We start from the raw sequence: 25912 nt of genomic DNA on the forward strand, positions 1-25912 counted from the left end.
AGTTCCTTGCGGCTTCCTGTCAGACAATGCGTGCTGAGTTGCACCAACACACCCGCCGAGGCGATGTTCCCGGCGCCGAGGGCTTGCCCCGGACGCAGTGCAGCGCCTCTTGGCGGCGCACTGCTGAGCCGGGGCCCATAAGGTTGGGTGCGCCATCTGGGTCCCGGCTCTGCGCAGCAGCGCTACGCGTTGCATCGCGTCCGGGACACGGAGCGCGACGTGCTTAACGAAGATGCACGACCGCGGAACCGATGCGGCGGCTGGTCGCAGTCATCTCGCCTTGATTCCGACGGACCCACCTTTATCTCTGACACGAACAAGAATCCGGGCCCCTCTGGCGAGGACGCCGACGTTCGTCGGCAAACCTCGTGATGTCGGATGACCTGTCCCGCGCGAATGCGATGGATCGGCCGATCGTCGGGCCTCTGTACTCTCTCTCCGACCATTCGTCCCCATCGCAGCTCCGTGCGGCCATTTCGCAACATTGAGGAGCAACGATGACTGACGCCAAGCATTCAAATCCGATCGAAATCGAAATCACGGAACCGTCCAGCCTGAACGAGCAGGCCGCGGTTGCGCTGGTGATCGTGGGCGCGCTGGTTGCGGTTGCCGACCGGCGCGTTTCGCCGGTCGAGCGCGACGAGGTGATCCGTTTCATCAAGGATCGCAAGCTGGCGCCGCACATCTCGGACGAACGGCTCTATGCGATGTTCGATGAGCTCGCCGAACGGCTCGAGGAACCGGATTTTGCCAATGTCGTGATCGACACGCTGCGGCCGGTTTCGAACTTGCCGCTGTCGTCCCATTTGATTGAGCTGTCGGAGCGGGTGGCTGCGGCGGATGAGGACGTCCATCCCCGCGAAGTGCAGGCGATAAAATTGTTGCGCTTGCTGACGCTGGTGCTGCCGCGCGCGAAGCCGGTCACGTCGGGTCAAGGGCGCACCGAACGGCAGATGGCCACAGAGGAGTAAGCATGAGCGCAGCATCGCACGAGCGTACGAGTGAAGCCGCAGGTCCCGCCAGCGAAATGGCCGGCGGCGACCCGCGCCTCGAAAAGCTCGTCGATCGACTGCCGCCGCGCATGGGTGACACCGTCACCTATCTGCTCAAGCCGTCGAACCGCTGGGTCAGAATTCCATCGGGCGCGCTCCTCATTGTGGGCGGCGTGCTTTCCTTCCTTCCGATCCTCGGCGTCTGGATGCTGCCGCTCGGTCTCGCGCTGCTTGCCGAGGACGTGCCTGCGTTGCGCTCCTCACGTTCGAAGGTCCTGGATTGGGTCGAGCGGAAGAAGCCGCATTGGCTCGATCCATCCGCATCGAAAAATGATCAATCATGACTGAATTCATCACGCCCGAAGCGCTCACTGCGCTGCTTCAAGTCGTCCTGATCGACCTCGTTCTCGCCGGCGACAATGCCGTCGTCATCGGCCTCGCCGCAGCGGGACTTCCGGCCAAACAGCGCCGCCGCGCCATCATCGTCGGTATCGCCGCCGCCACGGTACTGCGCATCGTCTTCGCCGGCGTCGCGACCCAGCTGCTGCAGGTCATCGGCCTGTTGCTTGCCGGCGGCGTGCTGCTGCTCTGGGTTTGCTGGAAGATGTGGCGCGAGCTGCGCGAGCAGTCGCATGGGGGGCAGCTGGCGTTCAGCCATGGCGGCGGCGCGGACGGTGCGACCGTGCAGCGAAAGACCTTCGGTCAGGCTGCGGTGCAGATCGTCGCCGCCGACGTCTCGATGTCGCTCGACAACGTGCTCGCGGTCGCGGGCGCCGCGCGCGAGCATCCCTACATTCTCGTCTTCGGGCTGTTGCTGTCGGTGGCGATGATGGGTGTTGCCGCCGATCTGCTTGGTCGCGTGCTCCAGAAGCATCGCTGGGTCGCCTATGTCGGCCTCGCCATCATCATTTACGTCGCCTTCGAGATGATCTATCGGGGCTCGCTCGAGCTCGCGCCTGTCATCGCGAGTCTCTGAGGCGACAACTCTTTCCGCAATCCGGAGTAATTCATGACGTCCGAACCCAAAGCACCTTCGGCGCAAGGCGAGCCGCCGCGCCTAGGCCTGTTTGCGCAGCTCATCTTTGGCTCCCGTTGGCTGCAAGTGCCGCTCTATGTCGGCCTGATCGTCGCGCAGGCCGTCTATGTGCTGCTGTTCCTGAAGGAGCTCTGGCATCTGGTCGCGCACTCGTTCGACGCCAGCGAGCAGCAGATCATGCTGGTCGTGCTCGGGCTGATCGACGTCGTCATGATCTCGAACCTCCTGATCATGGTGATTGTCGGCGGCTACGAGACCTTCGTGTCCCGCCTGAACCTGACCGGCCATCCCGACGAGCCGGAATGGCTGAGCCATGTCAATGCCAGCGTGCTCAAGATCAAGCTCGCGATGGCGATCATCGGCATCTCCTCGATCTCGTTGCTCAGGACCTTCATCGAGGCCGGCAATCTCGGCACCACGCGCAGCAATTTCACCGAGACCGGCGTGATGTGGCAGGTGCTGATCCACATGACCTTCATCGTCTCGGCGATCGGAATCGCCTGGGTCGACCGCCTCAGCGACAACGGCCATCGCAAGGAGGCCGCCCACGGCTGACGAACCTGGCCGTCTGATAACCTCCCGAGCGGCCAATCCTGAGCCCGCCTGATCGTCCGATCCGGCGGGCTCCTTTTTCCATCGATAAAATTGTCTGCAATCCGCTCAGCAGCAGCAAACCCTGCAGACAAGAAGCCTGGCGCCTTAAACCAGGCCTTTGGAACCGATCTGCATCCTGCTCGCAAAAGGGCAGGGCTATCGGCATGTCAACTCTAAGGGAGATCGTCGCATCGGTCGCGGGAGTCTACGCGCTCCTGCTCGTCTGTGACGCATTGTTCGGGGTCGGCGAGGCGCGCTTCGACGACGCCTATTATCGCGCCAGCTTCTACGCACCGCGGCCGAAGGAGTTTCGGTTTGCGACCGACACGCCGCCGGCGGTCCGCGTCAGCGACGCGTTCTCGCAGTTCGCGCCGGGCGAGGCCAAGCCCAACAGGCGCTACTCGTCCCTGACGACGATTATCCGTTAGGGCCTGTACTCATTAATCGGCTGTCCGCCTGACGTCCGGTTTACCGCCAGCCAGGGCGCTGGCAGTTCAACCGCTAATGAGCTTGTCGAATCCGAACAGTAGCCAGAATCCGACGGCGCGACCCGAGCTAGATGGACCATGGCTGGAAACTGCCGGCAACGTAATCAATGAATATTGAGCTTTACCAGAGGCAATTGCAGTTCCGCCGCTCTCTCGGCACGATCCCTCTTGCGGAACTCGTTCTCTTTGCGTTCGAACTTGATCATCTCCTGCTGAGCTGCTTCGAGCAGGCGATTTCGCTTAGCGTCGTCGTATTGCGTATTGTCGGTCATGATCAGGTCCTCTCGCGGCCTTACTCCTAAGCAAATCGGGCGACAGCGCCAAGGTTCGATGCCTGAAAATTACGGATTTATGACGGCGCGAGAGCAGGGCAGCAGTTAAAAGAGGCGCGGCCGGGCTTGAAATATGCGTCCCGGCGGCGCCCTATTCTCTAACTGAGCACTGAAATCTCAGTTGACGCCAATGTGCAACGAACATGCCACAGGCTCGTGACATCACCTTGCTCCTGCATCACGGTCGTGGCCCTTTCTGCGCCAACTAGTGCCTAAGGCACGCCTTCAGAAACTCGATAGGTGAAATACCTTTCCTGCCGCGTATGTGCCGTTTCACATCTTTTACGTGAAGCAACGCTAAGATCCCCGGTGAACGCCTTTTACAAATGTCGGTAATTTTCAGCAGTTGCAGCTCTTGGAGCTCGTAATGAATAGTCGTGGTCGGATTTGCGACCGTATGATCATTTTGAATCAACGGGTGTGGTTGCTCAACTCTCAACTTGCAGAACTTCGGAACCTCCGCGCTCGGGTATTGAAGACCTGCGAGAGAAGCAGTCGCAAACGATCGAAAGTCCGAGTTATCTGGGCCAAGCGGCGGTAAATTTGTAGTTGTAGTGTCCGCTTTGGGGCGCGAACAGTAGATCATGGTGGCGACTTCCGCTTTACGGTGGTGAGCCGACATTTATGGGTACACGCCCTAATTCGAGGCGGGCGCCGGCGGTCACACGGCCTTCACCTCAGAGGCTTCCTCGTCGGTGCAGACGCGGCTGCGCGCCGGGAATCGCACGCCTTTCAGCGTTTCCACGGAAACGCTCGAGCCGCGGCCGCACGATATTTACAAGGCCTTGTGTTGCCCGACGGGCAAAACACGCGAGCCCTGGGTCAACGCGCACTGCCCAAAATATTCTACTTTACCGAAATTCGGAAATCGCGTATGTGTCTCTGCATCCCGGCCCAACGAAGAGGGGCGTATCGCGATCGTCACGAACGCGGGCGGGGTGGCGGTGGACGTGGGTCACATCGGCGCTGAGGGTTTTGCAGGGCGGGCAACCGTGAGCAAGACCGTCGCGCACACGACCGGTGGGATCCGCGTACGGCAAAATCGTGTGGTCCTGGCGCCCGGGGTCTGTGCGCCAAGTCTTGCGGTGATGTGGCGGTCCAACCGGGCACGCGCATCAATCATCCACAAGGCGACGGGGGCAATAGTGCAACGCTCCCCGGGGAGAGTACGACATAAGCCGTAAATCCACTGCGCAGGGAAGGCCGGGATGCTCCGGTTGCCCTGTTATCCGCTATGCATGAAGCACACGCAATCTGCTCTTCGCATGGCGGTCGATGGGAGCCAACCGGCTCCCGGCCTTCCCTGCGCCCTCTTTCATGAGAGGGTGAGGCACTGGTCAAAGCTCGGGCGAGAAAAGCCGCGAGAACGCGAAGCTGTGTCTCAGTCCCCCTGAATCCATTCGGCGACGCCGCGCCACAGCGTGTCGCGATGCTCGGGCCGGAAAAAGCCGAAATGGCCGATCGTCTTGGCGCCGACGTCGGACGGCTTGACGTTGAGCACCTCCGGCTTGATCGCGGTGAACCCGCTCGCGAGCAGTTCGACCGCCGGCCGCGTCGCCCACGGATCGTCGGAGAAGCACAGCGCCCGCAGCTCGCCCTTGAACTTCGCAAAATTCTCCAGCGCCGGCAGCTTGGAATCGAAGAGATAGCGGGGGCTCGAGACCCAATTGGCCCATTGCAGGAAGACCCCCTTGGGCAAATCCTCGCCGACGCCGGCCCAGCCCGGGGCGTAGCCGAGCGTGTGGGTGAGCGGGACGCCGATGAGGTTCATGAAGGCGAAGACGCGGTACTTCTCGGGCGAGGTCATCAGCCGCCAGGTCGCGGCCTGCGAGGCCACGAACGTAGCGCGCGAGATTTCGCTGTTGTTGGCGATCAGCCCCAGCGCCTGACCGCCGAAGGAATGGCCGACATAGGCCAGTGGCAGGGTGTTGTACCGCTCCCGCATCCAGCTGACCGCGGCGGTGACGTCGAGCGCGGCCCAGTCCGACATCGAGGCCTTGAAGCCGACCAGCGATTTCGGCTGGTTGTAGCCGACCATCGCCGGCAGCCGGGAATCGCCGATGCCGCGATAGTCGTAAGTGAGGACCGCGCAGCCGCGATGGGCGAGGTAGGAGGCAAAGCCCCGATAAATCTTGCGCGGCACGGCGGTGGCCGAATTGATCAGGACGGCATGGCGCTTGGTGCCGCGCGGCAGGAACAGGGTGCCGGCCAGGGCATACCCGTCGGTCGCCGGGAAGTTGATCTCGTCGATGAAAACGTCGTCCAGTGCCGCGTCCATGGGCGCAAGGTATCCTGCCAGTTTGCCTCGCCCTCCCAGCAAATGCGAATTTGGCTTTCCCCGCAAGGGCTTGCAGTGCCGACTGGATTTACAACTGGCGGGGCGGGGCCAGCCTGTGTATAAGGCGGCCCTCGCAACCCCTAGATCAGGTTGTGCTTTTTGCTTCACGGAGAGATTGCGATGTCCGAGCGGTGGACGCCCGAGTCCTGGCGCAGCAAGCCGGTGCTACAGGTGCCCGACTATCCCGACGCCAAGGCCCTGGCCGACGTGGAGGCGCAGCTTGCGACCTTTCCGCCGCTGGTGTTCGCGGGCGAGGCGCGCAACCTGAAGAAGGCGCTGGCCCGCGTTGCGGCCGGCGAGGCCTTCCTGCTCCAGGGCGGCGACTGCGCCGAGAGCTTTGCCGAGCACGGCGCCAACAACATCCGCGATTTCTTCCGCGTGCTGCTGCAGATGGCGGTGGTGCTGACCTACGCCGGCGCGGTGCCCGTGGTGAAGGTCGGCCGCATCGCCGGCCAGTTTGCAAAGCCGCGCTCGTCGCCGACCGAGAAGCTCAATGGCGTCGAGCTGCCGAGCTATCGCGGCGACATCGTCAACGACATCGCCTTCACCAGGGAAGCGCGCGTGCCGGATCCGCAGCGCCAGCTGATGGCCTATCGCCAGTCCGCCGCGACGCTGAACCTGCTGCGCGCGTTTGCGACCGGCGGCTACGCCAATCTCGGCAGCGTGCATGAGTGGATGCTCGGCTTCCTCAAGGATTCGCCGCAGTCCCGCCGCTACAAGGAATTGGCCGACCGCATCTCCGACGCGCTCAACTTCATGCGCGCCTGCGGTCTCGATCTCGAGGCCCATCCCGAGCTGCGCGCCACCGATTTCTACACCAGCCACGAGGCGCTGCTGCTCGGCTACGAGCAGGCCATGACCCGCGTCGATTCCACCACCGGCGACTGGTACGCGACCTCGGGCCACATGATCTGGATCGGCGACCGCACCCGCCAGCTCGATCACGGCCATATCGAGTATTTCCGCGGCATCAAGAATCCGATCGGGCTGAAATGCGGCCCGTCGCTCAAATCCGACGAGCTGTTGAAGCTTATCGACGTGCTTAATCCCGACAACGAGCCGGGCCGGCTGACGCTGATCGGCCGCTTCGGCTCGGACAAGGTCGGCGAGCATCTGCCGAACATGATCCGCGCCGTGAAGCGCGAGGGCAAAGTGGTGGTCTGGTCGTGCGATCCCATGCACGGCAACACCATCACCTCGACCTCGGGCTACAAGACGCGCCCGTTCGACCGCGTCCTGTCGGAGGTGAAGTCTTTCTTCACGATCCATGCCGCCGAAGGCACCCATGCCGGCGGCGTGCATCTGGAGATGACCGGGCAGGACGTCACCGAGTGTATCGGCGGCGCCCGGGCGATCACGGACGAGGACCTCAACGACCGCTATCACACGGTCTGCGATCCCCGCCTCAATGCCGAGCAATCCATCGACATGGCTTTCCTGATCGCCGAGCTCCTCAAGCAGGAACGCGCGGGCAAGGCCACGCCGATGCCGGCCGCAGCGGGACTCTAGGATCTTGCTGCGGATCTGGAAGGCCACGATCAATTCCCGTAACGGTCTGGCCTTTGCGTTCCGATCGGAGCAGGCCGTCCGCGAGGAGATTTTTGCGCTCCTGGTGTCGCTGCCGCTGGCCTGGTTGGTCGGCGCGACCGCGATGCGCGCGGTCGAGCTGGTCTGTTCGGTTGCGTTCGTGCTGACAGTCGAGCTGCTCAACACCGCGATCGAAAAGCTGGCCGACCGGCTGACGATGGATCACGATAAGCAGATCGGGCGGGTCAAGGACATGGGCTCGGCGGCCGTCGGCGTCGCGCTGCTGATGGCAGGCGCGTTCTGGATCATCGCCATCATCGAGCGACTGGGATTTATCTGATCGGAGCGCGGCGGCCATGACCGAACGTCTCAAAGCATTCGCGGTCACGCTCGCCCAGCTCAATCCGACCCTGGGCGATATCGAGGGCAACGCCGCCAAGGCGCGCAATGCGCGCGCGAGAGCCATCGCCGACGGCGCTGATCTCGTGCTGTTTCCGGAATTGTTCATCGCCGGCTATCCGCCGGAAGACCTCGTGCAGAAGCCGGCCTTCCAGGCGGCCTGCCGCGCTGCGATCGAGGCACTGGCCCGCGAGACCGCCGATGGCGGGCCGGCCATGCTGGTCGGCACGCCCTGGGTCGAGGACGGCAAGCTCTACAATGCCTGCGCGCTGCTCGACGGCGGGCGCATCGCTGGCTTGCGTTTCAAATGCAATCTGCCGAATTACGGCGTGTTCGACGAGAAGCGGCTGTTTTCGCGCGGCCCCGCTGCGGGCCCGGTGACGGTGCGCGGCGTGCGGATTGGCGTGCCGATCTGCGAGGACATCTGGCTGGAGGAATCCGAGGACTACGAGAACGTGGTCGAGACGCTGGCCGAGACCGGCGCCGAGATCATCCTGGTGCCGAACGGCTCGCCTTACGCCCGCGACAAGAACGACGTGCGCCTGTCGGTCGCGGTCGCCCGCGTCACCGAGAGCGGCCTGCCGCTGGTTTATCTCAACCAGATCGGCGGTCAGGACGAACTCGTGTTCGACGGCGCGTCCTTCGCGCTCAACGGCGATCTCTCGCTTGCGGCGCAATTGCCGTCGTTCGACGAGAGCATCGTCACGCTGCGCTTTGTGAGAAATGGCGACGACTGGCGCTGCACGGGCCCGATCGCCGAGCCACCCGAGGGCGACAACGCCGATTACGCCGCCTGCGTGCTGGGCCTGCGCGACTACGTCGGCAAGAACGGTTTTCCCGGCGTGCTGCTCGGCATTTCCGGCGGTATCGACTCGGCCCTCTGCGCGGCGATCGCGGTCGATGCGCTCGGCGCCGATCAGGTGCATGGCGTGATGCTGCCGTATCGCTACACTGCAGCACACTCGATCGCCGATGCGGGCGAGCTCGCCGGCCATCTCGGCATCCGCTATGAGGTGCTGCCGATCGCGGAGGCCGTGACCGGCTTCGAGACCATCCTCTCAGGCCTCTTCAAGAATCTGCCGCCCGATATCACCGAGGAAAACCTCCAGGCCCGCAGCCGCGGCACGCTCTTGATGGCGATCTCCAACAAGACCGGGTTGATGGTGGTGACGACAGGCAACAAGTCGGAAATGTCGGTCGGCTACGCCACGCTCTATGGCGACATGAACGGCGGCTTCAACCCGATCAAGGACATCTACAAGACGCAGGTGTTTCGGCTGGCGAGCCTGCGCAACGGCTGGAAGCCCGATGACGCGCTCGGGCCGGCGGGCGAGGTGATCCCGCCCGACATCATCACACGGCCGCCGAGCGCGGAACTGCGCGAGAACCAGACCGACCAGGATTCGCTGCCGCCCTATGAGCTGCTCGATGCCATCCTGGAGCGTCTTGTCGAGCGCGAGCAGCCGCTGGATCAGATCATCGCGGCCGGTTTCGATCGCGAAACGGTCACCCGCATCGACCATCTGCTCAACGTCGCCGAATACAAGCGCCGCCAGGCCGCGCCCGGCGTGAAGGTGACGCCGAGGAATTTCGGCCGCGACCGCCGCTATCCCATCACCAACCGCTTTCGCGACAAGGGCGAGGGGCTGCCCGCCGTCGACGAGACGCTGGTCTCGCGCGGCAGCAAGGCGTCGATCGACGCGTTCGAGGGGTGAAGCTTTCGGTGTGAGGACGATAGCGCCCCATGGTTCGCTGTCATCATCCGCGACGGCGGATGATCCAGTACTCCGCGGCGGATATTGAGACGACCGACTTCGGCCATAGCGCGTCAATAGGGATGGCCCCGCGCTGGTGTCGAGCAGGTGAGGCATGGCAGACGAGTTCATCCTAGATATTGAGGATCTCCGTGAGGTCGCTGCCTACGCGGCGGAAAATGCCGCGGACGTGCTGGAGATATTCGAGCAATCGTATCCCGCAGATTCCCGTCCGCGCGATGCGCTCGAAACCGCCCGGACGTTCGCAAGAGGAGGCAAGCGGGTGAAGGCCTTGCGCGATGCTGCCTGGGCCGCGCTGAAGGCAGCAAAGGAAGCCGAAAATGCAGCAGCCAGCCAAGCTGCGCGCGCCGCGATGTGTGCCTCATCCGCGGCCTATCTCCATCCCTTGGCTCGATCGGCTCAGGTCGGGCACATTCTCGGCGCGCCCGCCCTTGCAGCCCGGGCCACTGAACTTGCAGCGGGCGATGCTGCAGATGTTGGTGCCGACTATGTTGAGCGTGCCGCCCGGCGCGCGACGCCTGGGCTCGTCGAGGTTCTGCGCCGCTACCCGCTCGCACCGTCCGGTGGAGGGCGGGTTGGCGAACTGCTGCGCGCAATCGACCGCAGGCTTCGCAGCGAGCTGGCGTAACCAGATGCCCACCTCGCAAAGTAATGGCGGTGAGAACTCAGATTGCCGCTACGACGGGGTTGCGAAAAACAGCACCCGCAGGAAGTGCGTGTATTCGGATTCGAGCACCATGATCGACACAAAGACCAACACCGCGATCGGCGGCAGTAGGATGGCATAGGCCAAGGCCAGTCGCTCCCAGGCCATGTGCATGAAGACGGCGACGATCAGGCCGGCCTTCAACATCATGAACAGCAGGATCAGCGACCACCTCAGATAGCCATGCAGGCCAAAATAGTCGACGAGGTAGGAGCCCGTGCTGAGGACGAACAACCAGCCCCAGACCACCAAGTAGAGCTTGATCGGGTGCTGTTGACCCTTGGCGTGAACGGCTCCCGTTGCGACTGCGCCATGCGCCGGAGCGTGGAGCTGTCCTTCCATGTGTACCGCCGCGTTTGTCATGCGCCGACCTCACCAAAGATAGAAGAATGCAAAGATGAACACCCACACGAGATCGACGAAGTGCCAGTACAGGCCCATGATCTCGACGATCTCGTAATACCCCTTGCGGCTGGTGAAGAAGCCGCGCCTCTCGACGTCGAAGTCGCCGCGCAAGACCTTCCGCGCAATGGCGATCAGGAAGATCACGCCGATCGTCACGTGGGTGCCGTGGAAGCCCGTGATCATGAAGAAGCTCGCGCCGAACTGCGGTGCGCCCCACGGATTGCCCCAGGGCCGGACACCCTCCATGATCAGCTTGGTCCATTCGAAGGCCTGCATGCCGACGAAGGTTGCGCCGAACGCCGCCGTGGCCAGCATCAAGGCTGCGGTTCTGACGCGATCGCGGCGGTAGCCGAAGTTGACGGCCATCGCCATCGTTCCGCTGCTGCTGATCAGCACGAAGGTCATGATGGCGATCAGGATCAGGGGGATGTGGTTGCCGCCGATATTGAGGGCGAAGACTTCGCTGGGATTGGGCCACGGCACGGTCGTCGACATGCGCGCCGTCATGTAGGAAAGCAGGAAGCAGCTGAAGATGAAGGTGTCGCTGAGGAGGAAGATCCACATCATGGCCTTGCCCCAGGACACGTTCTTGAAGGCGCGCTGATCGGACGCCCAGTCGGCGGCGATCCCGCGCCAGCCCTCAAGCCGCGCAGTCGAATGGCCCGGATTTGTCAGCACGGTCTCTGCCATCTGGTCTCGCCTCCCTAGCTCAGCAATCGGCGACAGATGTTGACGAAATCGTCGGTCCAGCCCGTGAGAAGCCCGAGCAGCACAAGCCAGACCAGCAGCAGGAAATGCCAGTAGATGGCGCACAGCTCCACGCTCAAGCGCATGTCGGCGATCCCGGCGCCGCGCCACATCTTGGTCGAGGTTCGGCCCAAAGCCACCAGACCACCGGTCAGATGCAGCCCGTGCACTGCGGTCAACAGGTAGAAGAAGGAGTTCGCCGGATTGGACGCCACGAAATATCCGGCCGCGCCGAGCTGTTGCCAGGCCAGAAGCTGTCCGCCGAGGAAGATCACGGCAGCTGCGCCGCCCGCGAGCAGGCCGATCATGACGCCTTCAGCGTCGTCTCGGTACGCGGCCACGTAGGACCATTGCAGCGCGACGCTGCTCAGGATCAGGACGCCCGTGTTGAACCACAGCAGCCGCGGCACGGGCAGCGTCCGCCAGTCCGCCACGTCCATGCGCATCGAGTAGGCGCTGATGAAGAGGACGAACAATGCGCTCGCGACGGCGAGAAACACGCCAAGTCCGACCTTCGCTGCCGGCCAGGTCATGGCATCGCCGCCGGGGAAATCACCAGCCGGGCCTTCCTCCAGCCAGGGCTTGGCCGTCAGCCGCTGCTGCGACAGCCACCACCCGGCGATCACCGCAAGCACAGCCAGGAAAAGGATGATGGCGCTCACGAAGCAGCTCCCTGAATGAGCTGCGTCGCGTGCGGCGGCTGGTTCTGCGGAATGAAGTCCTCCGCGGCGCCAGGCACACTGTAATCATAGGCCCAGCGGTACACGACCGGGAGCTCCTTGCCCCAGTTGCCGTGCCCCGGAGGCGTCTCCGGCGTCTGCCATTCCAGCGTCGTCGCCCGCCACGGATTGCCGCCTGAGGCCTCACCTTTGAACAGGCTCCAGGCAAGATTGAACAGGAACACCATCTGGCTGAAGCCGACGGTCAAGGCCACCACGGAGATGAAGGCGTTCAGTGAATGGGCCGAGGACGGGATGAACGACGTATCTCCGAGTTCGAAATACCGGCGCGGAACCCCGAGCAGTCCAAGATAGTGCATCGGGAAGAAGATCAGGTAGGCGCCGAGGAAAGTGACCCAGAAGTGAAACTTGCCGAGTGCGTCATTGTACATTCGCCCCGTGACCTTGGGGTACCAGTGATAGATCGCCCCGAGCACGACCATGATCGGCGCCACGCCCATCACCATGTGGAAATGCGCGACCACGAACATGGTATCCGAGAGGGGCACGTCGACGACGACGTTGCCGAGGAAGAGGCCGGTGAGCCCGCCATTCACGAAGGTGATGATGAAGCCGAGGGCGAACAGCATCGGCACCCTGAGATGGATGTCGCCGCGCCACAGGGTCAGCACCCAGTTGTAGACTTTGATCGCGGTGGGGATGGCGATGATGAGCGTCGTGGTGGCGAAGAAGTACCCGAATTGCGGGAACATGCCGCTCACATACATGTGGTGCGCCCATACGATGAAGCTGAGCGCGCCGATGGCCACGATCGCCCAGACCATCATGCGGTAACCGAAGATGTTCTTGCGTGCATGCGTGCTGATCAGATCGGAAACGATGCCGAAGGCGGGCAGGGCAACGATGTAGACCTCGGGGTGGCCGAAGAACCAGAACAGGTGCTGGAAGAGCAGCGGGCTGCCCCCGCCATATTTCGATAGCTGGCCCATCTCGACGAGGGAGGGCATGAAGAAACTGGTTCCCAGCAGGCGGTCGAGCAGCAGCATGACCGAGGCAACGAAAAGTGCAGGGAATGCCAGCAACGCCATCACGGTTGCCGTGAAAATGCCCCACACCGTCAGGGGCAGGCGCATCAACGTCATGCCGCGGGTGCGTGCCTGGAGCACCGTCACCACGTAATTCAGCCCGCCCATGGTGAAGCCGATGATGAACAGGATCAGGGACGACATCATGAGAATGATGCCCCAATCCTGCCCGGGCGTTCCGGAGAGGATTGCTTGCGGCGGGTACAGCGTCCAGCCGGCGCCGGTCGGGCCGCCGGGCACGAAGAAGGTCGAGGCCAGCACGAGGACTGCGAGCAGGTAGACCCAATAGCTCAGCATGTTCACATAGGGGAAGACCATGTCCCGGGCGCCGACCATCAGCGGGATCAGGTAGTTGCCGAAGCCGCCCAGGAACAATGCGGTGAGCAGGTAGATCACCATGATCATGCCGTGCATGGTGATGAACTGGAGGTACTGGTTGGCATCGATGAAGGAGAAGGTGCCGGGGAATCCCAGTTGCAGTCGCATCAGCCAAGAGAGCACCAGGGCCACCAGCCCGATGGCCGAGGCCGTCAGCGAGTACTGAATGGCGATCACCTTGGCGTCCTGCGAGAAGACATACCGTGTCCACCAGCTCCTCGGATGATAGAGCTCGACATCAGGTACTTCGGCAGGCGGAGTGCCTGCGATCCCTTCATATGGAATATCGACCATAGAAAACCTCCTCGGTCGTTTCCATCGGGGGCGACGAGTTGGTCTCACGCACCCGATCCATCTTCGCGGCGGCGCTTGCTACTTGCCGCCGGATTGATATGTCGCCTTCACGACGGTGCTTGCAGGCGGCAATCCTGCAAACGTTTTCTGTTGCTCCAGCCAGGCGTGATATTCACGCTCTTCGTCGACGATGACCTTGGCCCGCATCTGATAGTGAGCCGCGCCACAAAGCTCCGCACAGAGAACGTCGAACGTTCCGGTTCGGATCGGCGTAATCCAGAAATAAGTCACCATGCCCGGAACCATGTCCATCTTGGCCCGGAATTCGGGCACGTAGAAATCGTGCAGGACATCAACCGAGCGGAGCAGAACCTTGACCGGCTTTCCCAGTTGAAGGTGCAGGTCGCCGTTCTCGATCACGACGTCGTCCTGCGCATGCGGATCATCGCGATTGAGCCCCATCGGATTTTCGGACGCGATGTTGCGGACATCGGATGTGCCCAACCGCCCATCCTTGCCCGGAAGGCGGAAGCTCCATTGCCATTGCTGGCCCATCACCTCGACCTCGGTGGCATCCGCAGGGACCGTCACGAACTGGTGCCAGACCACGAGGCCGGGGGCGAGCATCGCCGCGACGCCGATTCCGGTTCCCACGCTCAGCCACCATTCGAGCTTTTTGTTTTCAGGATTGTAGTCAGCCCGTCTTCCCTCCTTGTGGTGAAAGCGGAAGACGCAATAGGCCATGAAGGCGATGACCGCGACGAAAACGAAGCCCGTGATCCAGAACGTGATGTTGATGGTGTGATCGATATAGGCCCAGTTCGTGGCGATCGGCGTCCACCACCATGGGCTGTAGATGTGAAACAGCACCGAGCCGATCGCGACCAGAAGCAGTATCAGTGCGACAGCCATCCTGATCCATCCTTGCCATCGAAGGCTACGGATACGAATCCAGGGCGGAGCTCATGTCTGTCGCGATGGCTGGCCTTTTTCGGTTGGCACTTATGCCATCGCCGGCCTCTTGCCTCGCCCATTCCACTGGCCGCGAAATCAAGAGAATATTCGCGACCATCAACTCTAAGGGCGTCTGCGTCTAAAATGATACCAGCCTAACCCGGCGTCAATAGCGCAATGTAGGTGCCCCGACGTGGTTGATCGCCGTGCTGGCAAAGCCGACAGAGCATCAGGCGCGCAGGTTGGGTCTGGGTGATGCAACGCACAAATCCGTGCCAGTGCACAATTCACCCAACCGTGAGTGCAGCCTTGCGCCGCAAGCGCTAAACTTTGCGAGGCAGGTCGCGACGGGTTCCGTCCGGCCAGGCTCGCTCGTTGAACCTGGGTTGCCGTACTCGACCCATCGCGTTTCCTGCTCATCAGGCGGACACGCGTGGCTGGAAAGCGCGTGTTATCGAAACCGCGATTTTCAGCACGGGAGGGTCCGTTCATGGCCACTCTGTACTCCCACGACATCATCAGGCGGCACGTATTCGGCGAAGCGGCCTCTTATCCCGTTCGCAAGATCAGCCTGTCCGATCTGACCGAGGCCCTGCGCCTGGGTTGGGAGGATTTCCAGGCGATGCCGAGTCACGCGATCGTCGTATGCGTGATTTATCCCGTTCTCGGTCTCGTCCTGTTCAGGATGGTTCTCGGCTATTCGGTGCTGCCGCTACTATTTCCACTGGCCGCCGGCTTTGCCCTGATTGGACCGTTTGCCGCGATCGGTCTCTACGAACTCAGCCGGCGTCGTGAGCGCGGCGAGGAGGTCGATGCATGGGATGCGGTCAAGGTGCTGCGCGCACCGTCGTTGGGCGCCATGGTCGAACTCGGCGTGCTCCTGCTGGTCCTGTTCGGGGCCTGGATCGGTGTCGCGAACGCAATCTATGTCTCAATCTTCGGTCATGCGGCGGCCGCAAGCATTCCCGACTTCGCAACGCGCGTGCTGACGACACCGGAAGGCTGGTCGCTCATCATCGTCGGTTGCGGTGTCGGCTTCCTGTTTGCGGTTGTGGCCTTGTGCGTCAGCGTCGTGTCGTTTCCGTTGATGCTCGACCGGCATGCGACTGCGATCGACGCGATCCGCACCTCGCTCCGAGCAGTAGCGGCGAACCCGGTTGCGATGGCCGGATGGGGCCTCATCGTCGCGGTGCTGCTCGTGATCGGCTCGGTACCGCTCTTCGTCGGTCTCGCTGTCGTCCTGCCGGTGCTTGGCCATGCCACCTGGCACCTCTATCGGCGGGTGGTCGAGCCGAATCCGAATCCACCGGACGCGCCGCCGCCGCCCAGGAAGGGAAGGCGCTACGCGGCGGACTTTCCGGCCAATCTCTTCCCGTGGAGCCGCGAGGGAGAGTGAGACGGGCGATCGCGCCCCATTGAGTATTGGATCATCCGCGAAAGCGGATGATCCAATACTCCGCGGCGCTGCCGGTGCGCGCCAACTGTCGACACGGAGTACTGGATGCCCCGCTTGCCGCCTACGCTGAAGCTTCGGCGAGCCAAGACCTCACACCCCGGCGAAGCCTTGGCGTAGCCGGGTCGCGGGGCATGACAGTTGAGCAAAAGGTGATTTACTTCTGCTGCTGCGGCAGGAAGGTCGGCCCGACCGAGCGGATCGGCTTGTTCTCGGAGCTCGCAGGGGGGGCGGTATCTGCCGGCGGCGTCGCGGCCGGTGCATTCGCCGTCGTCGGCGCGGGAGCTGCGCCCTTCTTGGCATTCGCAGCCGTGCCCTTGTTGAGCCGCTGCTGCTGCATCTTCTTGGCGCTCTCCTCGGTGACGATGATGTCGCCCTGCTGCTCGGCTGCCGCCTTGTCATCGGCCGATTTCAATGCGTCCGCCCAGGTCTGTCCTGCAGCCTTGCAGGAGCAGGACGGGTTGAACTCGCTGCGGAATTTGAAAGCGGTCGGCAGCGCCGTGTAGGGCTGGCCGCTGACCGAGACCGCGGAGTTCATGTCTTCGCCGGGATTGCGATGGGTGTAGAGCACGGCTTCCGCGGCCGGGCAGAGTGCCTTGCAGGTCTTCTCGTCGTCGGGGAAGCGCGCCGGCACCGTTGCAAATGAGACCGGGAAATAGGCGCCGTCGCAGGTGCGCACGCATACGGTGCGATAGGTGCCGGATTGCGGCCCGAGATCGGAGGGCGGCACGCCTTGCGGATTGCCCGCGTTGTTGCCGCCGAACAGATTGCTGAGGAAGTTGCCGCCGCCTTGCGACTGCACGGCGTTGGCATATTGCGGGCCGCAATTGTTCTGCGCCAGCGCAACCAGCACCGAGCGGCGCTGACTGTCGCGTTCCGCGCTGAAGCCGCCACCGCCGCGCAAACGCTCGAGATTGCCGGTGATCTGGTCCAGATTGGCGCGCATCTGCTGGATCTGGGTGTTGACCGGTCCGCATTGGGCCGACTGGCCGTTGAACAGCGAGAAGAAGCCGGAGGAATCGCAGCCCATGCGCTTGGCCTGCATGGTGACGCGGTCCAGCTCGGCCTGCTGCTTGGCCTGGGAATCCTGGTAGCGGCGGATTTGATCTTCGCGCGCGGGGTCACCACCGCCGCCGCGGTCCAGCGCCGCGAGCTGGCCTTCCAACCGCACGCACATCGGATTGGGCCCAAGTCCGTTCTGACCGGGTTGAGGCGGCGGTCCGGGCGGACCGGCCTGCGCGAGGGCGCCGGTGACGAGCACGGCCGTGCTCAAGAGCACGGTGCAGGCAAGAAGCAAGCGAGCACGAGAGAGGGACAAGAATTCAGGCATATCCGCCATTCTAGCGAGGTCATGGCCCAATGTGACTTGGACTGAAGCGACTTGGACGCCGAAGCGATTTTGGGGGGCCGAAGCGCGCCCTCCCAATAGCCGCTTCCTGCGGCATCGTCACGTCGTTTTGGGGGCCAATGGACCGGGCCTAAGCTGCACCAGCTCCGAGCGAATTCAGCGCTGGCAAGTGATTGCGACATATTCGTCGCAATGGCCATGGGAGCAGTTTGCGCCGGATTTGGGGACAGAGCCGGTAATTTCGTCGGGATCGACCCGGCGATAGCTTGATGCCTGGGCAAAATCTCGTGACTGGCAGTAGGTGCGGGCGACGGAGGCGCCGCATTTCTCGCCCTTGGCCAGGCACTGATCGACGCCGTAGCCGTCAGCCTGGTTGGCGATGATGAAGACGCGGGTCTCGGCGCCGGCGCCGGATGCCGCGAGGATCGAGGCGCTGAAAATGAGCGCGAGCAAGGATCGCATGAAAATACCGGGAGGCAAAAAAGGGAACAATCTGGTTCCAGAATGGGCTCAAATAGTTAAGGATCACGAACCATCCCGGCGGGCTGCGCGCTTTGCGAACATAAAACGGCATTCTCGCGGCTCCCTTGACGCGGGGCCGCCTCATAGCCCATATGTGGCCGCATGAACGGTCTCCTCGCCATTTGCGCCATTTGCCGCGAGATTATGAGCTAGCGATTCGCTGGCTGGAGCCGTCTTTTCTCAAAAACATTGAGAGCCCTGGACGCCCGGCCAACAGCCGACGGGTATCCATATGGAATTGCGCCTTTACGATACGCTGACGAAGGAAAAACGCATCTTCGCGCCGCTCGATGCGAAAGACGTCCGCATGTATGTCTGCGGGCCGACCGTCTATGACTTCGCCCATATCGGCAATGCACGGCCGGTGATCGTGTTCGACGTGCTGTTTCGGCTGCTGCGCCATCTCTATGGCGAGGCGCACGTCAAATATGTCCGTAACATCACCGACGTCGACGACAAGATCAATGACCGCGCCGCGCGCGATTTCCCGGGCCTGCCGCTGAACGAGGCCATTCGCAAGGTCACCGAGCAGACCGGCAAGCAGTTTCACGCCGATGTCGACGCGCTCGGCGCGCTTCGGCCGAGCGTCGAGCCGCGCGCGACGGAGCATATCGGCGAGATGCGCGAGATCATCGAGCGGCTGATCAAGGGCGGCTTTGCCTATGCCGCCGAGGACCATGTTTTGTTCTCGCCGCAGGCGATGAACGCAGCAAATTCCTCGCTGCCCCGCTACGGTGCGCTGTCGAAGCGATCGCTCGACGAGATGATCGCCGGCGCCCGCGTCGATGTCGCGCCTTACAAGCGCGATGCCACCGACTTCGTGCTGTGGAAGCCGTCCAAGCCGGGCGAGCCGTCATGGCCGTCACCGGCCGGCATCAAGGCCGAGGGGCGTCCCGGCTGGCACATCGAGTGCTCGGCCATGGCCTGGAAGCATCTCGGCGAGCATTTCGACATCCATGGCGGCGGCATCGATCTCGTGTTTCCGCATCACGAGAACGAGGTCGCACAGACCTGCTGCGCCTTCCACCGAGAGCGCATGGCGAATTATTGGATGCACAACGGCTTCCTGCAGGTCGAAAGCGAGAAGATGTCGAAGAGCCTCGGCAACTTCATCACGATCCATGAGCTGCTCGCGGATTGGCCCGGCGAGGTACTGCGCTTGAACATGCTCAAGACGCACTACCGCTCGCCGATCGACTGGACCATGAAGTCGCTGGAGGAGAGCGCCAAGACGCTCGACGACTGGTATCGCGTTGCCGCCGACGTCGCGCCCGGCGAGCCGGCCGCGTCGGTGGTCGAGCCGCTGCTCGACGATCTCAACACGCCGCTGGCGATCGCGGCGTTGCATGGCCTGCGTGGAGGTGACGTGGGCGCTCTGGCGGGCTCGTTGCGCCTGCTCGGCTTCTTGTCCGAGAGCGCAGCGCAGTGGGAAGGACGCAAGCAGCAGGCGAGCGGCGTCGATGCCGGGGAAGTCGAGCGCCTGATCGCGGAGCGGACGGCGGCCCGTAGCCGCAAGGACTTCAGGGAATCCGACCGCATTCGCGATCTGCTCGCTGCAATGGGCGTCGCGATCAAGGACTCCAAGGAAGGAACGACGTGGGAGGTCGCGCGATGAAACGGCCCGACACGCCTTTCCCGCGGCACTGGCTCTATTACATCGCGCTGAAGATCGCGCTGCTCGCGGGTGCCGTGGCGCTGGTTCTCAAGCTCTATGGGATGTGGTGAGGACGATGGGACAGACTTTGCCAAAGCCCGGCTTGCGGCCGTTCCTGCCGGCGGACGTGCCAATTCTTGCTGCGATCTTCACCGCCAGCATCGAGGAGCTGACTGGCGACGACTATAGCGAGGCGCAGCAGCAGGCCTGGATGGAGGTGGCGGACAGCGAAGAGTTCGGCAAGCACCTCGCGTCAGACCTGACGCTGATCGCGACGCTCGATGGCTCGCCGGTTGGTTTTGCTTCGCTGCGCGGCAATGACCACATCCGCATGCTCTATGTGCATCCGGCCGTCAGCGGGCAGGGCATCGCCACCATGCTGGTCGATGCGCTAGAAAAGCTTGCCGGCGGCCGCGGCGCCCAAAGCCTCAACGTCGATGCCAGCGACACCGCGCAAGGCTTTTTCGCCAAGCGCGGCTACACTGCCCAGCAGCGCAATAGCGTCACCATCAATGACGAATGGCTTGCCAACACCACCATGAAGAAGACGCTCGGAGCGGGGCAATGAGCAAAGAGCGCCTTTATCTGTTCGACACCACGCTGCGCGACGGCGCGCAGACCAACGGCGTCGATTTCACGCTGACCGACAAGCAGGTCATCGCCGTGATGCTCGATGACCTCGGCATCGATTATGTCGAAGGCGGCTATCCCGGCGCCAATCCGCTCGACACCGAGTTCTTCGGCAGCAAGCCTAAGCTCGCCCATGCGCGCTTCACGGCGTTCGGCATGACGCGACGGGCCGGGCGCTCGGTCTCGAACGATCCCGGTGTGGCCGGGCTTTTGGCAGCGAAGGCCGACGCGATCTGCTTCGTCGCGAAGGCATCCGCCTATCAGGTGCGCGTCGCGCTCGAGACGACGAAGGAGGAAAACCTCGCCTCGATCCGCGACAGCGTCGCGGCCGCGAAGGCCGCCGGTCGCGAGGTCATGCTCGATTGCGAGCATTTCTTCGACGGCTACAAGGAAGATGCGAGCTTCGCGCTCGCCTGCGCCAAGGCCGCCTTCGAGGCCGGCGCGCGCTGGGTGGTGCTGTGCGACACCAATGGCGGCACCATGCCGCACGAGGTCGAGGCCATCGTCACCGAAGTTACTAAGCACGTCCCCGGCGACCGCGTCGGCATCCACGCCCATAACGACACCGAGCAGGCGGTGGCCAATTCGCTCGCCGCGGTGCGTGCCGGCGCGCGGCAGATCCAGGGCACGCTGAACGGCCTTGGCGAGCGCTGCGGCAACGCCAATCTCTGCTCGCTGATCCCCACGCTGAAGCTGAAGCCGGAGTTTTCGGACGCCTTCGAGATCGGCGTCACGGCCGAGAAGCTGGCAACTCTGGTCAAGGTCTCGCGCACGCTCGACGACATGCTCAACCGGGTGCCGAACCGGCATGCTCCTTACGTCGGCGAGAGCGCCTTCGTCACCAAGACCGGCATCCATGCGTCCGCGGTGCTGAAGGACCCGCAGACATACGAGCACGTGCTGCCGGAGACGGTCGGCAACCACCGCAAGGTCCTGGTCTCGGACCAGGCCGGACGTTCCAACGTCATCGCCGAGCTCGACCGCGCCGGCATTCCCTACGAGAAGAGCGATCCGAAGCTGACGCGCCTCGTCGAAGAGTTGAAGGAGCGCGAGGCGGCCGGCTACGCCTATGAATCCGCCAACGCCTCGTTCGAACTGTTGGCGCGCCGTACGCTCGGCAAGGTACCGCATTATTTCGAGGTCGAGCAGTTCGACGTCAATGTCGAGCAGCGCTACAATTCGCATGGCGAACGTGTCACCGTCGCTTTGGCCGTGGTGAAGGTCGACGTCGCCGGCGAGCACCTGATCTCGGCTGCCGAAGGCAACGGTCCCGTCAACGCCCTCGACGTTGCCCTGCGCAAGGACCTCGGCAAGTACCAGAGATACATCGAGGGGCTGAAGCTAATCGACTACCGCGTGCGTATCCTCAACGGCGGTACCGGCGCGGTCACGCGCGTCCTGATCGAGAGCGAGGACGAGAATGGCGATAGCTGGACCACGGTCGGCGTCTCCCCCAACATCATCGACGCTTCGTTCCAGGCGCTGATGGATTCGGTGATCTACAAGCTCGTGAAGTCGGGCGCGCCGGCGTAGGTCCCACGACGACTGTCATACCCCGCGAAGGCGGGATATCCAGTGCGCCGCGGCTTCTCGGTTGCTCTCGCGCGGCTCGGAGGTAAGGAAAGGGCAGGGCATGATCGACCACATCTCCGTCGGCGTCAGCGATCTCGAGCGCGCCGCGAAATTCTACGAGGCAACGCTCGCCGCCCTCGGCCTTTCGCGCCTCGTCACGCGGCCGCGCACGGTCGGTTTCGGCAAGGCCTATCCGGAATTCTGGATCAATCTACGCGAGGCCATGCCGCTCGTAGCCCCCGAAAGCGGCGTTCACATCTGCCTGCGGGCGAAGACGACAAGCGAGGTCGATGCGTTTCACGCCGCAGCGCTGTCCACCGGCGGCGCCTCGGACGGTGCGCCCGGCATCCGTCCGCACGACCGCGTGCGCTACTACGCGGCCTTCGTCACCGACCCCGATGGTAACCGGATCGAGGCGGTGACGTTTCCAAGCGAGTAGGACGTCAGAGCTTGCGGGCCACTTCCGGCGCGAGCTTCTTCTCGGCCTCGTCGATCTGGGCCGCGGCCGCCTTCAGCTTCGGCAAGATGTCCTCGACCCGATCGGCCTTGAGGATGTCGACCGAAAGGCCGGCGCGGATGAACTCGGTCTGGCGCATGTGCGACAGCAGCGAGAACAGCGGCTCCCAGAAATTGTCGATGTTCGCCAGCAGCACCGGCTTGGCGTGGCGACCGAGCTGTTTCCAGGTCAACTGCTCGACCAGCTCTTCCAGCGTGCCGACGCCGCCGGGCAACGCCACGAAGGCGTCGGAGCGTTCGAACATCAAGCGCTTGCGCTCGTGCATGTCAGGGGTGACGATCATCTCCTGCACGCGTGTCAGCGCGTTTTCGCGCATCCGCAGGAATTCCGGGATGATGCCGGTGACGGTGCCGCCGTGATCGAGCACGGAGGTCGCGACCGAGCCCATCAGGCCGAGCGAGCCGCCGCCATAGACGAGCCGAACGTTGTTCTCGGCGAGCGCCTTGCCGAACGCCTTGGCGCCTTCGGTGAAGCGGGGATTGGTTCCGGGGCCGGAGCCGCAATAGACACAGACGGTTTTAATAGTGCTCATTGGTGCCATGATGCATTGCAGCGAAGAGGCGTCAAGCCCAATCGGTGATTCGGATCACCCGGAAATCTACCGGTAAATGGCGGCAAACAATCGAAGATTCGCCATCTGGCGGGGTGCGCTGGCATCGGGAAGGCTCTATATGACGTGCGAAAATCGTTAATCGCAGCGACGCCCGCATCCGGCGGGCTTTCAGGCTTTTTGATGGACCAACCTCAATCGTTCGACGGCGCCGACGTTCCCGATCCTCCTCCCGGCGGCGCACCGGAGCGGGCGACACTGATGGGCACGCTGGCGCATCTGTGGCCCTATATCTGGCCGGGCGACCGCTTCGACCTGAAGATGCGCGTGGTGTGGTCGCTTGTGCTGCTGCTCGCTGCCAAGCTGATCACGCTGACGGTGCCGTTCAGCTTCAAATGGGCGACGGATGCGCTGACCGGCGCCAACACGGCGCCGGTGCAGGCGGACAATTGGCACCTCTGGGTGATCGCCTCGCCGCTGTTGCTGACCGTGAGCTACGGCGTGATGCGCATCTTGATGGCGCTGCTGACGCAATGGCGCGACGGCATCTTCGCGCGCGTCGCCATGCATGCGGTGCGCAAGCTCGCCACCATCACCTTCGTCCACATGCACGAGCTGTCATTGCGCTTCCACCTCGAGCGCAAGACCGGCGGTCTGACGCGCGTGCTCGAGCGCGGGCGTGAGGGCATCGAGGTCATCGTGCGCATGGTGATCCTGCAGCTGATCCCGACCATCGTCGAGGTCTCGCTGCTGATGGCCGTGCTGCTCTGGCAGTTCGACTGGCGTTACGTGGTCGCCACCCTGATCACGGTCACGCTCTACATGTACTACACCTACATCGCGACCGAGTGGCGGATCGGCATCCGCCGCCGGATGAACGATTCCGACACCGAGGCGAACACCAAGGCGATCGACTCGCTGCTCAACTACGAAACCGTGAAGTATTTCGGCGCCGAGGCCCGCGAGGCGCAGCGCTACGACAAGTCGGTCGCGCGCTACGAGGAGGCGAGCGTCCACACCTACACCTCGCTCGCGGTGCTCAACACCGGGCAGGCCGTGATCTTCACGCTGGGGCTGACCGCGACGATGCTGATGTGTGCGATCGGCGTGCGCAACGGCACCAACACGGTCGGCGATTTCGTGCTGGTCAACGCCATGATGATCCAGCTCTACCAGCCGCTCAACTTCATGGGCATGGTCTATCGCGAGATCAAGCAGGCGATCATCGACATCGAGAAGATGTTCGGCGTGATCGGCCGCGAGGCCGAGATCAAGGACGCGCCCGATGCAACGCCCCTCGTCATCTCCGCCGGCACCGTGCGTTTCGAGGATGTGCGCTTTGCCTATGAGCCGACCCGCCCGATCCTCAAGGGCATCAGCTTCGAGGTGCCGGCCGGCAAGACCGTTGCCATCGTCGGCCCGTCGGGCGCAGGCAAGTCGACCATCTCGCGGCTTCTGTTTCGCCTCTATGATGTCTCCGGCGGCAGGATCCTGGTCGACGGCCAGGACATCCGCTCGGTGACGCAGGATTCGCTTCGGGCCTCGATCGGCATGGTGCCTCAGGACACCGTGCTGTTCAACGACACCATCCGCTACAACATCCGCTACGGTCGCTGGGACGCCGATGACGCTGAAGTCGAAGAGGCGGCGCAGCTGGCGCAGATCGACCATTTCATCCGCATGGCGCCGATGGGCTACGAGACCCAGGTCGGCGAGCGCGGGCTCAAACTGTCCGGCGGCGAGAAGCAGCGCGTCGCGATCGCGCGCACCGTCCTGAAGGCGCCGCCGATCCTGGTGCTGGACGAGGCGACCTCGGCGCTCGATACCCATACCGAGCACGAGATCCAGGGCGCGCTCGACCGCGTGGCGAAGAACCGCACCTCGCTGGTGATCGCGCACCGGCTTTCGACCATCGTCGGGGCTGACGAGATCATCGTGCTGGATCAGGGCCGCATTGCCGAGCGGGGGACCCATGGCCAGTTGCTCGCGCATGGCGGTCTCTATGCCAGCATGTGGAACAGGCAGCGTGAGGCCGAGGCGGCACGCGAGAAGCTGGCCAAGATGGCCGATACCAGCGAGGCACCCAACCGGGAGCCGCCGCCGGTCGATGACGCCCTGACGGCGCCTGCGGCAGCGGAGTGACCTTGTCTCCGGTCCCAACTCTGGCCTAAACAGGCCCGCGCGACGACCCGTGCCATTAACCCCGAGCGGCAGATACCGATGTCCATTCTCGATTCGATCCAGCGTCAGATCCCGCCGATCCACAAGGAGGGCTATCCCTTCATCGGCGGCTTTGCGCTGGCAAGCCTCGTCCTGTTCTGGCTGTGGTCGCCTTTGGGGTGGATCGGCACGATCCTGACCGTGTGGTGCGCGCTGTTCTTCCGCGACCCCGTCCGCGTGACGCCGGTGCGCGAGGGGCTTGTGGTGTCGCCGGCCGATGGCCGCGTCTCGATGATCACCATGGCGCTGCCGCCGGCCGAGCTCGGGCTCGGCGACCGGCCGCTGCCGCGCATCTCGGTGTTCATGAGCGTGTTCAACTGCCACGTGAACCGCGCTCCCGTAGCGGGCAGGGTGGACCGCATCGCCTACCGGCCCGGCCTTTTCATCAATGCCGAGCTCGACAAGGCCAGCGAGGACAATGAGCGCAACTCGCTGGTCATCTCGACAGCGACGGCGCGGATCGGCGTGGTGCAGATCGCAGGGCTCGTCGCCAAGCGCATCGTCTGCTTCGTCAGGGAGGGCCAGGCGATCGGCGCCGGCGAGCGCTTCGGCCTGATCCGCTTCGGCTCCCGGCTCGATGTCTATCTGCCCGTGGGGAGCAAAGCGCTGGTCTCGGAAGGGCAGACCGCGATCGCCGGCGAGACGATTTTGGCCGACCTTTCCGGAGACGACCCCAGCCGCGCCTTCCGCGCCAATTAACCAATAAGTCGGTCTGT

General features: G+C 63.4%; 26 protein-coding genes. 16 read left to right on the top strand and 10 right to left on the bottom strand.

All coding sequences use genetic code 11. The annotated features are described in order from the left end of the window. Positions 1–497: 497 nt before the first annotated feature. From BM190_RS04790 to BM190_RS04810, 5 genes are all read left to right on the top strand, one after another. Positions 498–971, top strand: a complete 474-nt coding sequence (locus BM190_RS04790) for a tellurite resistance TerB family protein (RefSeq protein WP_092252393.1) — start codon at positions 498–500, stop codon at positions 969–971. 2 nt (positions 972–973) lie between these two features. Continuing rightward, positions 974–1336, top strand: coding sequence for a hypothetical protein (locus BM190_RS04795; RefSeq protein ID WP_092252395.1), 363 nt, complete (start codon positions 974–976; stop codon positions 1334–1336). Continuing rightward, positions 1333–1968, top strand: coding sequence for a TerC family protein (locus tag BM190_RS04800; RefSeq protein WP_018319996.1), 636 nt, complete (start codon positions 1333–1335; stop codon positions 1966–1968). Before BM190_RS04795 ends, BM190_RS04800 begins: the two co-directional genes overlap by 4 nt. Before the next feature lie 33 nt (positions 1969–2001). Beyond that, positions 2002–2583: a TIGR00645 family protein gene (locus BM190_RS04805; protein WP_092252397.1), complete on the top strand. Its 582-nt coding sequence runs from the start codon at positions 2002–2004 to the stop codon at positions 2581–2583. A gap of 203 nt (positions 2584–2786) precedes the next feature. Beyond that, positions 2787–3050, top strand: coding sequence for a hypothetical protein (locus BM190_RS04810; RefSeq protein ID WP_092252399.1), 264 nt, complete (start codon positions 2787–2789; stop codon positions 3048–3050). Between the two features lie 164 nt (positions 3051–3214). Here BM190_RS04810 and BM190_RS40270 read toward each other — a convergent pair whose 3' ends face one another. Next, on the bottom strand, positions 3215–3382 hold the full coding sequence (locus BM190_RS40270; RefSeq protein WP_092252401.1) for a hypothetical protein: 168 nt from the start codon (positions 3380–3382) through the stop codon (positions 3215–3217). A gap of 1441 nt (positions 3383–4823) precedes the next feature. Further along, positions 4824–5720 carry an alpha/beta hydrolase family protein gene (locus BM190_RS04825; protein ID WP_092252403.1) on the bottom strand — a complete coding sequence of 299 codons (897 nt, stop codon included), beginning with the start codon at positions 5718–5720 and terminating at the stop codon, positions 4824–4826. Positions 5721–5900: 180 nt separating this feature from the next. Here BM190_RS04825 and BM190_RS04830 point away from each other — a divergent pair, with 180 nt between their 5' ends. From BM190_RS04830 to BM190_RS04845, 4 genes are all read left to right on the top strand, one after another. After that, positions 5901–7289, top strand: a complete 1389-nt coding sequence (locus BM190_RS04830; protein WP_092252405.1) for a class II 3-deoxy-7-phosphoheptulonate synthase — start codon at positions 5901–5903, stop codon at positions 7287–7289. 4 nt (positions 7290–7293) lie between these two features. Continuing rightward, on the top strand, positions 7294–7647 hold the full coding sequence (locus tag BM190_RS04835) for a diacylglycerol kinase (protein WP_018320918.1): 354 nt from the start codon (positions 7294–7296) through the stop codon (positions 7645–7647). A gap of 16 nt (positions 7648–7663) precedes the next feature. Beyond that, positions 7664–9421, top strand: coding sequence for an NAD+ synthase (locus BM190_RS04840; protein ID WP_092252407.1), 1758 nt, complete (start codon positions 7664–7666; stop codon positions 9419–9421). Positions 9422–9575: 154 nt separating this feature from the next. Next, positions 9576–10109 (top strand): putative immunity protein, encoded by a 534-nt coding sequence (locus BM190_RS04845; protein ID WP_092252409.1) that lies wholly within the window; start codon positions 9576–9578, stop codon positions 10107–10109. Positions 10110–10157: 48 nt separating this feature from the next. Here BM190_RS04845 and BM190_RS04850 read toward each other — a convergent pair whose 3' ends face one another. From BM190_RS04850 to BM190_RS04870, 5 genes are all read right to left on the bottom strand, one after another. Continuing rightward, positions 10158–10550 (bottom strand): cytochrome C oxidase subunit IV family protein, encoded by a 393-nt coding sequence (locus tag BM190_RS04850; protein WP_018645522.1) that lies wholly within the window; start codon positions 10548–10550, stop codon positions 10158–10160. Positions 10551–10559: 9 nt separating this feature from the next. Further along, on the bottom strand, positions 10560–11282 hold the full coding sequence (locus BM190_RS04855) for a heme-copper oxidase subunit III family protein (RefSeq protein ID WP_092252412.1): 723 nt from the start codon (positions 11280–11282) through the stop codon (positions 10560–10562). Positions 11283–11296: 14 nt separating this feature from the next. Continuing rightward, positions 11297–12001, bottom strand: a complete 705-nt coding sequence (locus BM190_RS04860) for a cytochrome c oxidase subunit 3 (RefSeq protein ID WP_092252414.1) — start codon at positions 11999–12001, stop codon at positions 11297–11299. Further along, positions 11998–13776, bottom strand: coding sequence for a cbb3-type cytochrome c oxidase subunit I (locus BM190_RS04865; protein ID WP_018320923.1), 1779 nt, complete (start codon positions 13774–13776; stop codon positions 11998–12000). The genes BM190_RS04860 and BM190_RS04865 overlap by 4 nt, the downstream gene beginning before the upstream one ends. A gap of 78 nt (positions 13777–13854) precedes the next feature. After that, a complete protein-coding gene (locus BM190_RS04870) occupies positions 13855–14688 on the bottom strand; it encodes a cytochrome c oxidase subunit II (RefSeq protein ID WP_092252416.1) in 834 nt (277 codons plus the stop codon). A 532-nt stretch (positions 14689–15220) separates the two neighbouring features. Between BM190_RS04870 and BM190_RS04875 the strand changes: the two genes are divergently transcribed. Further along, positions 15221–16126: a DUF2189 domain-containing protein gene (locus tag BM190_RS04875; protein ID WP_092252418.1), complete on the top strand. Its 906-nt coding sequence runs from the start codon at positions 15221–15223 to the stop codon at positions 16124–16126. Between the two features lie 214 nt (positions 16127–16340). Here the strand turns inward: BM190_RS04875 and BM190_RS04880 are convergent, their stop codons facing one another. Beyond that, on the bottom strand, positions 16341–17522 hold the full coding sequence (locus BM190_RS04880; RefSeq protein WP_092252420.1) for a DUF2865 domain-containing protein: 1182 nt from the start codon (positions 17520–17522) through the stop codon (positions 16341–16343). A 165-nt stretch (positions 17523–17687) separates the two neighbouring features. Further along, positions 17688–17993 (bottom strand): hypothetical protein, encoded by a 306-nt coding sequence (locus BM190_RS04885; RefSeq protein WP_177236915.1) that lies wholly within the window; start codon positions 17991–17993, stop codon positions 17688–17690. 292 nt (positions 17994–18285) lie between these two features. Here BM190_RS04885 and cysS point away from each other — a divergent pair, with 292 nt between their 5' ends. From cysS to BM190_RS04905, 4 genes are all read left to right on the top strand, one after another. Beyond that, positions 18286–19668, top strand: a complete 1383-nt coding sequence (gene cysS / locus BM190_RS04890) for a cysteine--tRNA ligase (protein ID WP_092252424.1) — start codon at positions 18286–18288, stop codon at positions 19666–19668. A gap of 115 nt (positions 19669–19783) precedes the next feature. Continuing rightward, positions 19784–20275 carry a GNAT family N-acetyltransferase gene (locus BM190_RS04895; RefSeq protein WP_177236916.1) on the top strand — a complete coding sequence of 164 codons (492 nt, stop codon included), beginning with the start codon at positions 19784–19786 and terminating at the stop codon, positions 20273–20275. Beyond that, the gene (cimA, locus tag BM190_RS04900; protein ID WP_092252429.1) at positions 20272–21870 is read left to right on the top strand and encodes a citramalate synthase; all 1599 of its coding nucleotides are present in this window, start codon (positions 20272–20274) and stop codon (positions 21868–21870) included. The genes BM190_RS04895 and cimA overlap by 4 nt, the downstream gene beginning before the upstream one ends. Before the next feature lie 100 nt (positions 21871–21970). Beyond that, positions 21971–22348 (top strand): VOC family protein, encoded by a 378-nt coding sequence (locus BM190_RS04905; RefSeq protein WP_092252431.1) that lies wholly within the window; start codon positions 21971–21973, stop codon positions 22346–22348. Positions 22349–22352: 4 nt separating this feature from the next. Here BM190_RS04905 and BM190_RS04910 read toward each other — a convergent pair whose 3' ends face one another. Beyond that, positions 22353–22958, bottom strand: coding sequence for an LOG family protein (locus BM190_RS04910; protein WP_026202462.1), 606 nt, complete (start codon positions 22956–22958; stop codon positions 22353–22355). A gap of 201 nt (positions 22959–23159) precedes the next feature. Between BM190_RS04910 and BM190_RS04915 the strand changes: the two genes are divergently transcribed. Then, positions 23160–25118 (top strand): ABCB family ABC transporter ATP-binding protein/permease, encoded by a 1959-nt coding sequence (locus tag BM190_RS04915; protein WP_092252433.1) that lies wholly within the window; start codon positions 23160–23162, stop codon positions 25116–25118. A 54-nt stretch (positions 25119–25172) separates the two neighbouring features. After that, on the top strand, positions 25173–25895 hold the full coding sequence (locus tag BM190_RS04920) for a phosphatidylserine decarboxylase (protein ID WP_256375108.1): 723 nt from the start codon (positions 25173–25175) through the stop codon (positions 25893–25895). Positions 25896–25912: the final 17 nt, after the last annotated feature.

This window comes from Bradyrhizobium sp. Rc3b (assembly GCF_900114915.1).
Taxonomy (GTDB): Bacteria; Pseudomonadota; Alphaproteobacteria; order Rhizobiales; family Xanthobacteraceae; genus Bradyrhizobium.